This is a genomic window from Chryseobacterium formosum, assembly GCF_026460885.1.
In the GTDB taxonomy this organism is placed as follows: domain Bacteria; phylum Bacteroidota; class Bacteroidia; order Flavobacteriales; family Weeksellaceae; genus Chryseobacterium; species Chryseobacterium formosus.
Window position 1 is genome coordinate 1 of record NZ_JAOVZW010000032.1, and the last position, 15,737, is coordinate 15,737.

Below are 15,737 nucleotides of genomic sequence, written 5' to 3' on the forward strand. Positions count from 1 at the left end.
GGCGGCGGCTTTGCCGCCGCCGGAACCAAGAAAAAAGCGAGTAGTGAAAGCGGGATAAAGCTTCTAATAAAAATAAGTAATGAACAGAAAGTAATGAATAGTAATTAAATTTATACTAAAATGATTTTCTTATCCTAAATCAATGTTTTGGGTATCATAGTTGCCGTAGATTTGCACTATAAATAACAACAAAAAATAAATACAATGGCTACAAAATGGAATTTAGACCCAGCTCACAGTGAAATTACTTTCAAAGTAAAACACATGATGATTTCTAATATTAAAGGAAACTTCACAGATTTCAACGCTGAAATCGATGCTGATGACGATACTTTTACAAATGCTAAAACTACGGCAACTATTCAGGTAAATTCTATCTCTACTCACAATACAGACAGAGATAATCACTTAAAATCTGCAGAATTCTTTAATGCAGAAGCAAACCCAACAATTACTTTCGAATCTGATGCGCTTAACAATTCTGTTACCGGAAATCTTACCGTAAACGGAGTGACAAAACCTATCAACCTGGATGTAGAATTCGGTGGAATCAACGTAGATCCTTGGGGAAATACAAAAGCTGGTTTCTCTTTTGAGGGAAAAATCAACAGAAAAGATTTTGGTCTAAACTGGAATGCAGCTCTTGAAGCAGGAGGTGTAATGGTAAGTGAAGACGTGAAAATTGCAGGTGAATTGCAGTTTGTAAAACAAGCTTAATTAAATAGATTTCAGCTAAGCCATGAAGTGGCAGAATAATGAAATCATTGTTTTTTAAATCAGAAAGGTTCAGGGAATTTTAGCCTTGAACCTTTTTTAATCTCAATTAAAATGAATCTTAACGATTTACAGAATATCAGCAGTCAGTTTAAAAATTCTCAGAAAATGCCGGTTCTTTTTTTGGGACACGGCTCCCCGATGAATGCGATTGAAGAAAATCAATTCGTTCAGGGATTCAGAAATGTGGCTAAAGAAATTCCGAAACCTAATGCTATTTTGTGTATTTCTGCGCATTGGTACACCGACGGAACTAAAGTAACTGCGATGAAAATGCCCAAAACCATTCATGATTTTGGTGGTTTTCCACAGGCTTTGTTTGACGTACAATATCCGGCTTCCGGAAATCCTGAACTGGCTCATGAGACTGCAGAACTTTTAAAACCTGTTTTGGTAGAGGAAGATCACAATTGGGGACTTGATCATGGAGCGTGGTCGGTTATAAAACATATGTATCCGAATGCAGATATTCCCGTGATTCAACTGAGCATTGATTATACAAAACCTCCACAATATCATTTTGATTTGGCTAAAAAATTAGAAAAGCTGAGAGAAAAAGGAATTTTGATTATCGGCAGTGGAAACATTGTTCATAATTTAGGATTGATTGACTGGCGAAATATTGATACGGTTGGAGCGGGTTGGGACTGGGCAATTGAAGCCCGTGAACTCACCAACAATTGGCTTCTCGACGGAAATTTTCAAAATTTAATCGACTATCATAAACAGGGAACTTCAATGCGTTATGCTATTCCTACACCCGATCATTATCTGCCTTTGCTTTATTCTTTAGGTTTAAAAAGTAAATCGGAAGATTTGGTTTTATTTAATGATGATTTAATTGGTGGTTCATTGAGTATGACGAGTGTGAAAATTGGTTAATTTTAAACCATTAAGATCTAATTAATAAAGCTTAACATTTCACTTTGAGAAACTTAAAAGATTTAACGTCTAATTTATTCTTAAAAACTTACTATTCTTAATGTTGAAAAAGTTTGAAAGTTTGAATTAAATTTTAAATTTTAACAACGACTTTTTTTATCACTATAAATTTAGTAATATTGTTTACCATGAAAAAAACAGTATTACTCTTCTTAATGATTTGTCCTTTTTATGTGCTTTTTTCACAAACGATAAAAGGAACTGTCGTCAATGACATTGAAAAACCGATTGCGAATGTCAGTATTTATCTTGACGGAACAAAAACAGGAACCGTTTCTGCGGAAGACGGAAGTTTTATTTTAAATCTCAATTCAAAAAATAACAACAGTCTTGTTTTTAAAAAAGACAATTACGAAACTTTCACCATCAATACTTCTGAAGTTTTAAATAAAAAACTGAAAGTAGTTTTGATTAAAGCCAAAGAAATTGAAGAAGTTGTTATTATTCCATTTACGGAAACAGCCTATAAAAATTACATTAAATTCTTTTTGGATTCTTTTATTGGCGAAGATCAAACAAATGTGAGGATTAAAAATCAACGTTCATTGAAGTTTTCGTACGATAAAACGAATAAAATTTTAAGAGTAAAAGCTCCGCAGACTTTAATTATTGAAAATAAAAATCTAGGTTACACCATTGACTATAATCTGGAAGAATTTATTGCAAGTTTTGATGAAAATACAACAAGATTTATCGGAACAAGTTTTTTTAAGGAAACTAAAAATACAGATAAAGTAAAACTCAATCGAATGAATGCTTACGACGGAAGTCAGGTGCATTTTTTCCGCTCAGTATTCATGGAAACAGTGAAAAGCGAGGGTTTTATTGTAAATCAGATTACAAAATTTCCCAATTCAAAATATCCAACTGAAGAAGAATTACAAAGGCTGAAAGATTTTGCAAAAACTATAAAAACTAAAACCATTACAAGCGTTCCAGACGATCTTCTCGATATCGGAACCAGAAAAAGAAACGAGCCGCCTTACAAAATAGCCATCACCAAAACTCAAATTCCTGAATCTGATTATATTAAAAAGTCTGATGGAAAATTATTTCTAGATTATAATTATATGATGCAGATTAATTTTAAAAAGTATTATTATGAATTAATTAAAGGCAATTTTGTAAAAAGCAGTTTACCTATTAATCAGACGTCATTTCTTCATCTTGAAGATCAATCTTATGAAATTTATGATAACGGAAACACATCAAATCCCGGTCAATTAACCAATCAAGGAGATTTTGCGAAAGATAAAATTGAAAAACTTTTGCCATTGGATTATCAGTTAGGCGATTAATTCCAATAAAAAAGCTTCCAAAAACGGAAGCTTTCATTATGTTTAAAATAAATAAAACTTATTGTACAGCTTGTAAAACATTGATATTTCCGTAACCATAATCCGCATTTTTAGTCGGATAATATGTTGCAGACTGTCTCATTTTATTTAAAACCTGATCTCTTGTCCATGAAGGATTTTTAGACCAAACCAAAGCTGCAATTCCTGCTGTAGAAGCCGTTGCCACAGAAGAACCACCTACGTAATCGGTTTGTCCGTTATAATAACTTAAAACCGGAATATTGTTTCCTGATGCTCTTTCCATTTGATAAGTAAAATCAATCTCACTTCCTGAATGACACACATCACATTTTTGATTGGAAGTATTTTCTTTAACTCCTGTAATCGCTTGAGTTTCGGGCATCCAAGCAGGGAAAATCACACCGACAAAAGTTGTAAAACTTGTTGAAGTTCCTCCTGCGCAAAAGATCAGTTTACCTTTTGAATAAGCATATTTCACCCCATCTTCAATTTTTCCTACAGAGAAAATATGTCCCATCGACATTGAAATAATTTTTACACTTGTCGTGTTTCCAAGGTTTGTAAAGGCTATTTTTACTCCTTCTTGCTCATGATAACCATCCAAAACAACATTTGAAGCCGCTCTGTAAGAAATTAAATTTGCATTATAAGCAACACCAACAGGTTGTCCCTGATTATTTCTCGGAGCCGCCATTGCAGAAGCCATACTCGTTCCATGGCCGCATTTATCATCTGCTCCGTCATATCCTGAACTCCACGGCCAAATAGAGTCTACATAAACCCCATTTTTACTGATTGTCCTTCCTGAAGACGAACCATTATTAAAACTTCCGCTCAATAAACTTTGATTAAAAGAAACTCCAGAATCAATTAATCCGATAGTAATTCCGGCTCCGGTGCTGTAATTCCATGCATTTGTAATATTATGTTTTGCAAATGACCACGGCGCTTTTGCATTTGGAGACACTGTGGTGTAATCTGCTGTATTTAAAGCTGTAGATTCGAGACCACAACCTGAAGAACTTCCACTCGATTTTGCAGTAGTTCCATTGATTTTATTTTCATTTTCAAAATATCTGTAATCTGCCGGTTCGAAGTAACGAATTGATTTAAGTTTTCTCAAGGCGATTACTGTTTCCTGCTTTTCAATATAAACATCAATCTGATTTAAATATTCATCAGAAGCCAATAAAACTCTGTCTTTCTTGCCTTCATATTGTTGAATGATTTCTAAAATTTCATTCTGTAAAGCCTCAGAATTAGAAGATTTACTTCTGTCGAAATCATCTTTTGAATCTCCAAAACCTATGGAAGCTATTTTATTTCCCTTAACAATTCCACTCCACAAAAAGTGTGATGAAGCTTCATTCCAGGAAAATTTTCCTTTTGTTTTAGTGGTTTGATTAATTTGTTCGTTGATTTGTCTTGTGCTCAACGCTTCGGTTTGCACAATTTCTGCTTCAACCGAATTGGTTTGCATTTCTTCTGTAGAACATGAGCTTAACGCAAAAATCGTGAGTAGGTAGAATACACATTTTTTCATGATTTAAATATTTAAAATTTGGTATCACAAGATATTAATTTCTAATGATATAGAAATATTAAAATTATATTATTGAGTGAAATATTTTATTTTTAGTTTTAAATAATTCACAATAAATATTCATGTTTCTTTAAATTTAATTGATGTACAAAAAGAGATTTGTAATCTTGATTTAGCCATAATTTCCCATAGAAATATTAAATATCCATTACTGAAAGTTATTCGGAAGAATCTGCAATTATCTGAACTTGTTTTTGTAAATTTGTGTTTGAAATTTTTTACTAAATGAGAGAAAGTGCTGTAAAAAAAATTGCAGTTCTTACTTCTGGAGGTGATTCTCCGGGGATGAACGCAGCATTAAGAGCGGTAGTAAGAACCGCAAATTATTATCATATCGAATGTTACGGAGTAAGAGAAGGCTATACAGGTCTTATTCACGACGATTTCCTGAAAATGGGAGCTCGTTCCGTTAAAAATATAATCAATCAGGGTGGAACTATTCTTAAATCTGCCCGTTCCCAAGAATTCAGAACCAAAGAAGGACGTCAAAAAGCTTTTGAAAACTGTCAAAAATTAGGAATTGACGGTTTGGTTTGTATTGGTGGAGACGGAACTTTTACCGGAGCAAAAATCTTTAACGAAGAATTCGGAATCAGAGTAATCGGTGTACCGGGAACTATTGACAACGATATTTTTGGAACCGACAATACAATCGGATATGACACTGCTTTGAATACCGCAATGGATGCTATTGATAAAATCCGTGATACAGCAACTTCTCATAACAGAGTTTTCTTTGTTGAAGTAATGGGTCGTGATGCAGGATTTATCGCTTTAAACAGTGGTTTAGCAACCGGAGCTTTAGATATTTTAATTCCTGAAAGAAAAGACAGCATCGAAGATTTATTCGGTAAATTCAGAAATGCCGAAAAAACAGGAAAAGCATCAAGCATCGTCGTTGTAGCTGAAGGTGAAAAATTAGCTAACATCTATGAATTAGCGGAAAAAACAAAAGTAGAATTCCCTGATTATGATATTCGTGTGGCAATTTTAGGTCACATTCAGAGAGGTGGTTCTCCAAGCTGTGCAGACCGAGTTTTAGCAAGCAGATTGGGTTACGGTGCTGTTGTTGGATTAATGAATGGAGAAACCAACGTAATGGCAGGAATGCGTTCTAATGATTTAACGTACACTCCGATTGAAGAAGCCATTAAAAAACACAATGAAATCAACAAAGATTTATTATTGATTTCAGAAATTTTAGCAATCTAACTATTTAATATAATTTTTAAAAAAGTAAAACACTATGTCAACAATTAAAGTAGGTATTAACGGTTTTGGTAGAATCGGTCGTCTTGTTTTCAGAGCAATGACAGAAAGAAGCAACATCGAAGTTGTAGGAATCAACGACCTTATCAACGCAGAATACATGGCTTACATGTTAAAATACGATTCTGTACACGGAGTTTTCCCGGGAGAAGTTTCTGTAGAAGGAAATGATCTTGTGGTAAATGGTAAAAAAATCAGAGTTACTGCAGAAAAAGACCCAAGTAACCTAAAATGGGATGCAATCGGTGCTGATTACGTAGTAGAATCAACTGGTTTATTTCTTGATAAAGAAAGCGCTGCAAAACATATTGCTGCAGGTGCTAAGAAAGTTATCCTTTCTGCTCCTTCTAAAGATGATACTCCAATGTTTGTAATGGGTGTAAACCACACAGAACTTACTGACGATGTAAAAATCTTATCAAATGCTTCTTGTACTACAAACTGTTTAGCTCCTTTAGCTAAAGTAATTCACGATAATTTCGGAATCGTAGAAGGTTTGATGACAACTGTACACGCTACAACTGCAACTCAAAAAACGGTTGACGGTCCTTCAATGAAAGACTGGAGAGGTGGTAGAGCTGCTCTAAACAATATTATTCCTTCTTCTACAGGTGCTGCAAAAGCAGTAGGAAAAGTAATTCCTTCATTAAACGGAAAATTAACAGGTATGTCTTTCAGAGTACCAACTGTTGATGTTTCTGTGGTAGATTTAACAGTAAGACTTGAAAAAGGTGCTTCTTACGAAGAGATTTGTGCGGTAATTAAAGCTGCTTCTGAAGGTGAGTTGAAAGGTATTCTTGGTTACACTGAAGATGCTGTAGTTTCTCAGGATTTCGTAGGAGATAAGAGAACTTCAATCTTTGATAAAGACGCTGGTATTTCACTTTCTCCAAACTTTGTAAAACTTGTTTCTTGGTATGATAACGAAATGGGATATTCAAACAAGTTGGTTGATATGTTGATTCATGCGGCTTCTTTGTAATTGATTAATCTTTTATGATATAGAAAAACCTTCCGTGTGGAAGGTTTTTTTATTTTATTTCTTACTAAATATTCCAAAAGGAATTCCTAAGCTTATTTTAACCATAAAACTATCCAAAGCCTTAGTTTTATACGGTTCGTTTTCAACACCACCTAAAATTCTAAAAGTAGCTTTATTAATATCTTCTGAACTATTAATTTTAAAAACAAGTCCTCCCATCAACGAATATCGATTTCTATAATCAGTATACTCCATGTTTTGTAATGCAAATGTGTGTGAAGCATAGCCTGTAAAACCAAAACTGTCAGTAATAAAGAATGAGCTTTGAGCTCCGGATTGTAAAGTCCAAAATGCTCTTTTTAAATATGAGTATTTTCCTAACTGTCTCCCCGATTTGTCAAATATAAAAACATCTTCATCTTTTTGTTGTAAAATAGGTCTTTCACTACCAATATTTGCTTCCAAAAGATTCCCCATAGTTATTTTAACGAAACCTTGAGCGTTCAATAGCGTTTTTTTATGTCTATTAAAATTATATGATATATCAACTGAGAGTTTAGGGAAATTTTTATACTCATTATCCTTTAAAATAAATTTAGCTACACTTACGGTGTCTAATTCTACATTTTGATTAGAAATATCCACTGTAGTCTTAATCCAATGTAATTTATTTCCTTCAAGAATATCATTTTTTTTATCAAATGAAATCATTAGACTATCTATGTATCCATCTGGATTAGCTACTATTTTTTCATAAAGAGCTACTTTTCTTTTTAAATTAATAACTTCTTTCTCGTATTCTTCTAGCTTTTTAACATTAGATATTGTAAAATTATCACTTCCATTTTGTATATTCTCTTTTAACATTTTAAAAGAATTTAACATCTCATCATAAGCCTTTTTACTTCTTCTTAAATTTTCAAAACTATCAAATCCTTCTTCAATGATAGACTTTTTATATTTTTTTCTCTTATCTTCTAGTTCTTCACATGCTGTATTCGATTTAGGATATTGAACACCAGGGAAAACTTTGTTGAAAGTAAGTAAAGCTCCAATATTATCTTTCCATGATTTATTCGAGTAAAGAAAACCTGTTTTTATATTTTCCGTATAAATCCCGAGATTAAAAAACCAATCTTGTTTATAATTAAAATTTGCTCCTATACTAATTTTAGTATCATTTGAGCCATTTGTAAAAGCAATCGCATTATTATTAGTTACATTATCAGATGAGTTCAAAATAATAGCCTTTTTGATTATGTTAAATTTCTCATCAAAAGCTGATGTATGCATAGCTTTGATATATTTACCATCACAATGGTAGCCAATATTTTCAAAAGCCTCATTCAACCTATTTTTTATAAAATGTTTTGACACTTTTTTATTTGTTTCTATCAAAAAAATTCCATTTTCAGAATAAAAATATAACTTTTTATTATTTTTACCATTAATTACAAATGCTTTTGCATTTTTCAAATTTATGAATATTGAATCTTGATTTTTCCCATCAGTTTTATAGATGTTTTCATTTTTCAATTCTTCTTTATCTCCAGAAATTGTGTTCTGATTTATTTCTAAGAATGTTAATCCAGTATTTTTTTTAATTAAATCTTCTAATTCTTTTCTATTATTATTTTCTTTTAAATTTTTCAAAAAATTATCAGATGTTCCTGATTTCTTTAAGTATGTAAATTCTTTCGACTTTTGTTCAGACAATAGTTTTATTTGTCCGAAAGCTACTCCCACCCATCCAAACAGAAATAACAACAAAATTTTAGTTTTCATAATAGTTAATTTTAAAGGTTATTAATTCAGTTTTACAAAATCATAATTATTAATTCACTAAGATTTTGTTAGGACAAAATTTGAAAATTCTTCAAGATCAAACAATTACCCGTTTGTAGTATTTATGACAATTATTTTCACAAAAAAACCTTCACAAAATTTGTAAAGGCTATAATTTTTAAATATTTCTATCAATTTAATCCAATGTCAAACTCTTCAGTGACCAAATTCCGCCATTGTAAATATTTAAATCTATTTTAGAATTAATTCCGTAAACAATTCCGTTTTCTGTAAACTGCCAAAACTGCCATTTATCTTCAGGTGAAGGTTCGGGAACATCATTGTAATTGGCAAGCCAAATCGGATAATCATCAAATTCCCCTCTTAGAAAGTCTTTGTAGTAATGATAATACGTATAAATTATTGGTTTTTCGTCATACGTTTCTTCCACTATTTTACACCAGACTTTCAAATCTTCAATCAGCTTTTTGCTGGATTTTGTTCTCGGAATTTTTTCAATATCTAAAACCGGTGGCAAATCTCCACTTTCAAGCTTTACATTTTCAAGAAAATTATTAGCCTGAATAACGGGATCTTCATCCGCTCTGTAAAAATGATAGGCACCTCGAATAAGATTATGTTCTTTTGCAGACACCCAAAATTCGTCAAAATTCTTATCGGCATTTCGGTTTCCCATCGTAGCTCTCATCACCACAAATTCAAGTGGAATTGTTTTATTTCCGATACTCAAACTATCCCATTTTATATCCTTTGTATTTTGATAATGAGAAATATCAAAACCATAAGTTTTATCAAGATTATTGGCAAGAATTTTCTGAATTCTCAGAGTTTCATTTTCGTTGTTTTTTAGCTTCTTATGAGTGAATTTATTAAAGTATAAAGCGTAATAGTAACTTATTGATTGTTTTAGATATAAACCTGTTCCGATAAGTGCAATTACCAATATTGCCAATACAATTTTTCGACGCAAAAAATAGTTCTTTCGTCTTGTTTTATGGATGCTTTTGGCAGTTTTTTTGGTGTACTTTTTATCGCTCATTAAGTTTTGCAAAACTAACTTTTTAAGCCATAAAATACTAAATAAAATCAGTAAATTTGATATTATGGAAACACGCGAAAAGATTATCATCATTGGAGGTGGTTTTGCCGGATTGCAGCTTGCAAAAACGCTGAACAATAAAAACAAAAAAGTAATTGTTCTCGACAGAGTAAATCATCACATGTTCCAGCCGCTTTTTTATCAGGTTGCATGTGGACGAATCGAGCCTTCTAATATATCTTTCCCATTTAGAAAAATCTTTCAGCAATCCAGAAATACACAGTTTCGTTTGACCAATGTGAAATCTATCGATCACGCCAATAATAAAGTCATTACTAACGAAGCAGAATTTACTTATGATAAATTAATCATTGCAACCGGTTGTAAAACTAATTTTTTCGGCAATAAAGATCTTGAAGGAAAAGCTTTTGGGATGAAAAATACCCAAGAAGCCATTGGAATCAGAAATCATGTCTTGATGACGTTTGAAAAACTGATTCTTGAGAAAAGCCGAAGCGACGATGGAAACTGGAATATCGTTATCGTAGGAAGCGGACCAACCGGAGTAGAATTAGCCGGAGCATTTTCAGAAATGAAAAAAGAAATTCTTCCTCGTGATTATCCTTACATGAATTTTGATCATCTTGAAATTATTTTGGTAAGTTCCACCGAAAAACCTCTTGCTGTGATGAGTCCTGAAGCTCAGGAAAAATCTGAAAAATATTTAAAAGAATTAGGCGTAAAATTCCTTAGTGGCGAAGTTGTTACTGATTATGATGGCGATAAAGTTTATATGAAAAGCGGAAAAGAAATTCCGTCAAATAATGTTATTTGGGCAGCCGGAGTTACAGGAAACGTGATTGATGGTTTCCCTTCAGAAAATTTAGTTCGAAATAGATATATTGTCGATCGTTTCAATAAAGTAAAAGGTTACGAAAACATTTATGCAGTCGGAGATATTGCCTATATGGAAACTCCGAAATATCCTCAAGGTCATCCCCAAGTTGCGAATGTTGCCATCAATCAGGCAAAAAATTTAGGGAAAAACTTTTTGAGGAAAAGTAAAAACGAATGGCTAGAATACGAATATAAAGATCAGGGTTCTTTAGCCACAATCGGAAAACACAGAGCTGTTGTAGATTTACCATTTATAAAATTTCAGGGATTTTTAGCTTGGTATTTTTGGATGTTCTTACATTTAATGCTTATTTTGAGCGTTCGAAATAAATTGGCGATATTTTTCAATTGGATGTGGAGCTATTTTAACAAAGATTCTTCGTTACGTCTTATTATTTCGCCATCTCAAAAAAATAATACGCAGCAATGAGAATTGACATTATAAGCGTGCTTCCAGAATTAATGGCAAGTCCGTTTCAAACTTCTATTTTGAAAAGAGCAGTAGATAAAGGTATTGTAGAAGTACATTTTCATCAGTTGAGAGACTGGTCAATCAACAAACACCGTCAAATTGATGACGAACCTTATGGAGGCGGAGCAGGAATGGTAATGATGATTGAACCTCTAGATAAATGCATTTCTGAACTAAAATCTCAGCGAGATTATGATGAAATTATCTACTTAACGCCCGATGGACAAACTTTAAACCAGAAAATTGCTAATACTTTATCCATAAAAAACAATCTAATTTTTTTATGCGGTCATTACAAAGGCATTGACCAACGTTTGAGAGATTTACATATCACCAAAGAAATTTCTATCGGAGATTTCGTATTGACGGGTGGTGAATTGGCGGCTTGTGTTTTGGCAGATTCTATTATTCGTTTAGTTCCTGGAGTTTTAAATGACGAACAAAGTGCTTTAACAGACAGCTTTCAGGATGATTTACTCTCTCCACCAATTTACACAAGACCTGAAACTTACAAAGGTTTGGAAGTTCCAAGGATTCTTTTGAGCGGAAATTTTGCCAAAATAGAAGAATGGAGACACGAACAAGCTCTAAAAATCACTTCAGAAAAGCGTCCCGATCTTTTAGAATAAGTAATAAAAGTTATGCGATAAATAATTATTGTTTAAAATTTTACATTTTAAACACCATCTTTTAGATTTTTATACTGCCTATTTCACTTTTATATGGATTATTTTTTTAGTAATCAAATCGGGGTATTTTTTAAAATTTATATTGTAGATTTGTGACTTATTTATCATTATAATAACTAATTAAGATTTTAAATATAAATTTAATTCAAATCTAATTTTATACATGAAATTTTAATATATTTAAATGATAATAAGATTAATTTTAAGGTACTACAATTAGAAAGTGTGTTGATGGAGCTTTTTGCTTTTTACAATGTTGAAAATTTATTTTTGCCCGATCCGCCGCAGATTCATAAACTCGACCCCACAATATCAGGATTAAGAAATTGGGACGACAGAAAGTACAGAACTAAGCTCTCAAAAATTTCACACGTTTTTCGTCTAATGAAAGAAGAAAACGGAGTTTTACCTGCTATTATCGGCTTGTGTGAAATTTCCGGAAAAAAAGTTCTCGAAGATCTTGTACAACTCGATCCTTTCAGCTCACAATACGGAATTGTACATTATAATTCTCTTGACGAGCGAAAAGTAGATGTTGCTCTTTTGTACGACAAATCTAAAGTTGAAATCTTAGATTCTGAGGCAATTACTTTCTTTTTTGAAATTGTAGACAATAGCCCCGACAATTATGACACAACAAGGGATGTTCTTTTTGCAAAACTAAAATGCAAAGGAGAACTAATGAATGTTTTTGTAGCTCATCTTCCCTCGAAGCGAGAAAAAGACATTAATCAGCCCAAACGAAACTTTATCATGAATGAAATTCGCAACAGAATTTTAAACATCATAAAAGATAACGAACACGTCATTTTGTGCGGTGATTTTAATCAAAACCCGGATGATGAAAATATAATTAACATTCTTTACGACGATTCGCAGCAAAGGATTATGCACAACCCTTTTCAAAGGCTGTTTTCATCTAAAAAATATTCTACTTTTCATTATAAATCCGGATTTCTGTTTGACCAAATCATGCTCTCAGATTCTTTTTTTGAAGCTGGTGCAGCATTATATTTTCAGGAGGCTAAAGTTTTCAATCCTGAAAGCATAACTACCCGAAACCGTGGTTTTGAAGGTAGACCTTTCAGAACTTATGCCGGAACGAGATATCTTGGCGGTTTTAGTGATCATTTTCCGGTTTTTGTAACTTTTAAAGAAATAAATTGAGTTAAAAATATTAAGATGAAAAACACAAACAATACAGTTTACGAATTAGATCCTTTAGACAAGGAAATTATTTATATGTTGATGGATAATTCTAAAAGCTCATTGGCATACATCTCTAAACAAGTAGGGATTTCTACTACAGCTGTACATCAAAGAATTAAGAAACTAGAGCAAGCAGGTGTAATTGAAAATTCTATTTCTTTTTTAAACCCAAGAAAAATAGGCTATAAAGTAGTTTCATACATCGGAATGTTTTTGGATCAGCCAAGTCATTACACTGATGTTGTAAAGTCTTTAAAAGAAGTAAATGAAGTTGTTGAAGCGCATTATACCACAGGAAATTACACGATTTTTATAAAGGTTTTATGTAAAGATAACGATCATTTAATGCAGATCTTAAGCAAACTTCAAAAATTGAAAGGCGTAACAAGAACTGAAACTTTCATATCTTTGGAACAAGGGATTTCCCGACAATTGAAAGTTTAATTATCATGAACATTGCACAATATTTAGATTCGACTTATTTAAAAACTCCGCAACAATCAGGTCTTTCTGAAGAAGAGACACTGCAGAAAGTGAAAGATTTAGCTCAGGAAGCGATAGATCATCATATTTTTGCTGTGATGATTCGTCCTGATTATGTTTCTGAGATCAAAGGTTTTTTAAAAGAAAAGAATTCGGATGTTGTGGTAGGAACAGTAATTGGCTTTCATGAAGGAACTTTTTCTGTTGAAGAAAAGCTAAATGAAACTTCAAAAGCGATTAATGACGGTGCAGATGAACTTGACTTTGTAATTAATTACGAAGCTTACCTTAAAGGAGATTTAGAGCTTGTAAAAGACGAATTTTTAAGATGTACGCAATTATGTATTGATCATTATAAAATTGCAAAATGGATTATTGAAATTGCGGCTTTGACAGATAAACAAATTGCAGATATTACAAAGAATATTTCAATTTGGGCAGAAGAGAATTTTGAGGCAAAAGATTTAAAAAATATATTCGTTAAATCTTCAACAGGTTTTTTCATAACAGAAAACGGAAAACCAAATGGAGCAACATTTCAAGGAATCCAAATAATGCTTGATAATGCTGGAAAACTTCCCGTAAAAGCTGCAGGTGGAGTAAGAACTCCCGAAGATGCCGAAAAGATGATTAAACTGGGCGTAAAAAGGATTGGAACTTCTTCAGCTCTATCTCTAATTAAAAACGAGTCTTCAACTGAAGGTTATTGATTAAATAAAGCTTTAAAAAATAATAAAACCCATCAAGATTTGATGGGTTTCAATTTTATACTTGTTGAGCTTGATATTCTGCGTAAAACTCTTGAGTTTCATGAATAACTGCATCCATTTCTTCTAAAGTAAAGACTTCTAAGAACTTTCTTCTAAAATCTTTAAAATGTGGAATTCCACGGAAGTAATTGCTGTAATGCTGTCTCATTTCAATTAAACCTAGTTTTTCGCCTTTCCATTCTGCGCTCCATTCTGCATGTTGACGAACTGCCAATAAACGATCCGAAATTGTCGGAGCGGCCAAATTCTCACCAGTCTTAAAAAAGTGCTTAATTTCGTTAAAAATCCATGGATAACCAATCGCAGCACGACCGATCATAATTCCGTCACAAGCGTATTTCTGTTTGTATGCTAAAGCTTTCTCGGGTGAATCAATATCGCCGTTTCCAAAAATTGGAATTTCAATATTAGGATTTTGCTTAATTCTTGAAATATGCTCCCAATCAGCTTCTCCTTTATACATTTGTCCACGCGTTCTTGCATGAATGGTTAAAGCTTTAATTCCTGTTTCCTGAAGACGCTCAGCAACTTCATCAATATTGATAGAATTACTGTCCCATCCTAAACGTGTTTTAACTGTTACAGGAAGACTAGTAGAACTTACAACAGCTTTCGTCAAACGAACCATCATATCAACATCTTTCAAAACTCCGGCTCCAGCTCCCTTACAGACAACCTTTTTTACAGGACAACCAAAGTTAATATCTACTAAATCAGGATTTACAGTTTCTACAATTCTTGCAGACATTGCCATTGCCTCTTCATCTCCACCAAAAATCTGAATTCCAACTGGTCTTTCATAATCGAAAATATCCAGTTTTTTTCTACTTTTAATCGCATCACGAATTAATCCTTCAGAAGAAATAAATTCTGAGTACATCAAATCTGCTCCATGCAATTTGCACAAACGTCTGTATGGAGGATCACTTACATCCTCCATCGGAGCTAATAAAAGCGGAAATTCCGGCAGTTCTATATTGCCAATTTTAATCATGGTGCAAATTTACGAATTTTCAAACTTTAAACAATTTTATAATATCTATTACTCTGATTATTAATAGTCGAAAGATAACTATAATTTTTCAGGAGCTTAATCCTGCTCTCCGCTACTACTCTTCGCGCCATGACTTCTCCTTCGCTAAAGCCCAGCCTTTCGACTGCCTGCTGTGGAGTAACCGCTTCGATCAGGGCTAAGAAATTTGTCATCTAGATTGATTATATAAGGATTCAACTTAAAGTATTAACTCTTTAAAAGAAATTCACAGGCAATTTCAAAATGATGAATGATAATTGCTGAAAGATGTTGAACCTTGAATCTTAAATAACATATGAAATATTGAACTATAATCTTCAGAACTTAAGTTCTTAAATTTCAAACATCAAACATTAAATTTCAAATCTTTGAGTTTATATCAAAAAAAAACTCCTCGAGTCTTACGACTGAGGAGTTTGAAAAAAAACTGGCGGCGACCTACTCTCCCGC

General features: G+C 32.7%; 14 protein-coding genes. 10 read left to right on the top strand and 4 right to left on the bottom strand.

Annotated features, from left to right (window positions below):
* Positions 1-204: 204 nt before the first annotated feature.
* From OF897_RS20510 to OF897_RS20520, 3 genes are all read left to right on the top strand, one after another.
* Positions 205-717: a YceI family protein gene (locus OF897_RS20510; RefSeq protein ID WP_267267534.1), complete on the top strand. Its 513-nt coding sequence runs from the start codon at positions 205-207 to the stop codon at positions 715-717.
* A gap of 111 nt (positions 718-828) precedes the next feature.
* The gene (ygiD, locus tag OF897_RS20515) at positions 829-1,656 is read left to right on the top strand and encodes a 4,5-DOPA-extradiol-dioxygenase (protein ID WP_267267535.1); all 828 of its coding nucleotides are present in this window, start codon (positions 829-831) and stop codon (positions 1,654-1,656) included.
* Between the two features lie 188 nt (positions 1,657-1,844).
* Positions 1,845-3,014: a carboxypeptidase-like regulatory domain-containing protein gene (locus OF897_RS20520; RefSeq protein WP_267267536.1), complete on the top strand. Its 1,170-nt coding sequence runs from the start codon at positions 1,845-1,847 to the stop codon at positions 3,012-3,014.
* Positions 3,015-3,072: 58 nt separating this feature from the next.
* Here OF897_RS20520 and OF897_RS20525 read toward each other — a convergent pair whose 3' ends face one another.
* Entirely contained in the window at positions 3,073-4,578 is a 1,506-nt protein-coding gene (locus tag OF897_RS20525; RefSeq protein WP_267267537.1) for a S8 family peptidase, read from the bottom strand.
* A gap of 285 nt (positions 4,579-4,863) precedes the next feature.
* Here OF897_RS20525 and pfkA point away from each other — a divergent pair, with 285 nt between their 5' ends.
* Together pfkA and gap are read left to right on the top strand one after the other, a co-directional pair.
* On the top strand, positions 4,864-5,850 hold the full coding sequence (gene pfkA / locus OF897_RS20530; RefSeq protein WP_267267538.1) for a 6-phosphofructokinase: 987 nt from the start codon (positions 4,864-4,866) through the stop codon (positions 5,848-5,850).
* Positions 5,851-5,884: 34 nt separating this feature from the next.
* On the top strand, positions 5,885-6,889 hold the full coding sequence (gene gap, locus OF897_RS20535) for a type I glyceraldehyde-3-phosphate dehydrogenase (RefSeq protein ID WP_267267539.1): 1,005 nt from the start codon (positions 5,885-5,887) through the stop codon (positions 6,887-6,889).
* Between the two features lie 54 nt (positions 6,890-6,943).
* On the opposite strand, the gene OF897_RS20540 is transcribed toward gap, so the two are convergent.
* Both OF897_RS20540 and OF897_RS20545 read right to left on the bottom strand, forming a co-directional pair.
* Complete coding sequence (locus OF897_RS20540; RefSeq protein WP_267267540.1) at positions 6,944-8,674, bottom strand: hypothetical protein; 1,731 nt, start codon at positions 8,672-8,674, stop codon at positions 6,944-6,946.
* A 196-nt stretch (positions 8,675-8,870) separates the two neighbouring features.
* Positions 8,871-9,734 (bottom strand): glycoside hydrolase family 25 protein, encoded by an 864-nt coding sequence (locus OF897_RS20545; RefSeq protein ID WP_267267541.1) that lies wholly within the window; start codon positions 9,732-9,734, stop codon positions 8,871-8,873.
* Between the two features lie 64 nt (positions 9,735-9,798).
* Between OF897_RS20545 and OF897_RS20550 the strand changes: the two genes are divergently transcribed.
* The 5 genes from OF897_RS20550 (at position 9,799) to deoC (ending at position 14,194) form a co-directional block, all read left to right on the top strand.
* Positions 9,799-11,061 carry an NAD(P)/FAD-dependent oxidoreductase gene (locus OF897_RS20550; RefSeq protein WP_267267542.1) on the top strand — a complete coding sequence of 421 codons (1,263 nt, stop codon included), beginning with the start codon at positions 9,799-9,801 and terminating at the stop codon, positions 11,059-11,061.
* Positions 11,058-11,732, top strand: coding sequence for a tRNA (guanosine(37)-N1)-methyltransferase TrmD (trmD, locus tag OF897_RS20555; protein ID WP_267267543.1), 675 nt, complete (start codon positions 11,058-11,060; stop codon positions 11,730-11,732). The genes OF897_RS20550 and trmD overlap by 4 nt, the downstream gene beginning before the upstream one ends.
* A gap of 291 nt (positions 11,733-12,023) precedes the next feature.
* Positions 12,024-12,959, top strand: coding sequence for an endonuclease/exonuclease/phosphatase family protein (locus OF897_RS20560; RefSeq protein WP_267267544.1), 936 nt, complete (start codon positions 12,024-12,026; stop codon positions 12,957-12,959).
* Positions 12,960-12,974: 15 nt separating this feature from the next.
* Positions 12,975-13,445, top strand: a complete 471-nt coding sequence (locus OF897_RS20565; protein WP_267267545.1) for an Lrp/AsnC ligand binding domain-containing protein — start codon at positions 12,975-12,977, stop codon at positions 13,443-13,445.
* 2 nt (positions 13,446-13,447) lie between these two features.
* The gene (deoC, locus tag OF897_RS20570) at positions 13,448-14,194 is read left to right on the top strand and encodes a deoxyribose-phosphate aldolase (protein WP_267267547.1); all 747 of its coding nucleotides are present in this window, start codon (positions 13,448-13,450) and stop codon (positions 14,192-14,194) included.
* 55 nt (positions 14,195-14,249) lie between these two features.
* Here the strand turns inward: deoC and dusB are convergent, their stop codons facing one another.
* Positions 14,250-15,248, bottom strand: a complete 999-nt coding sequence (gene dusB, locus OF897_RS20575) for a tRNA dihydrouridine synthase DusB (RefSeq protein WP_267267546.1) — start codon at positions 15,246-15,248, stop codon at positions 14,250-14,252.
* Positions 15,249-15,737: the final 489 nt, after the last annotated feature.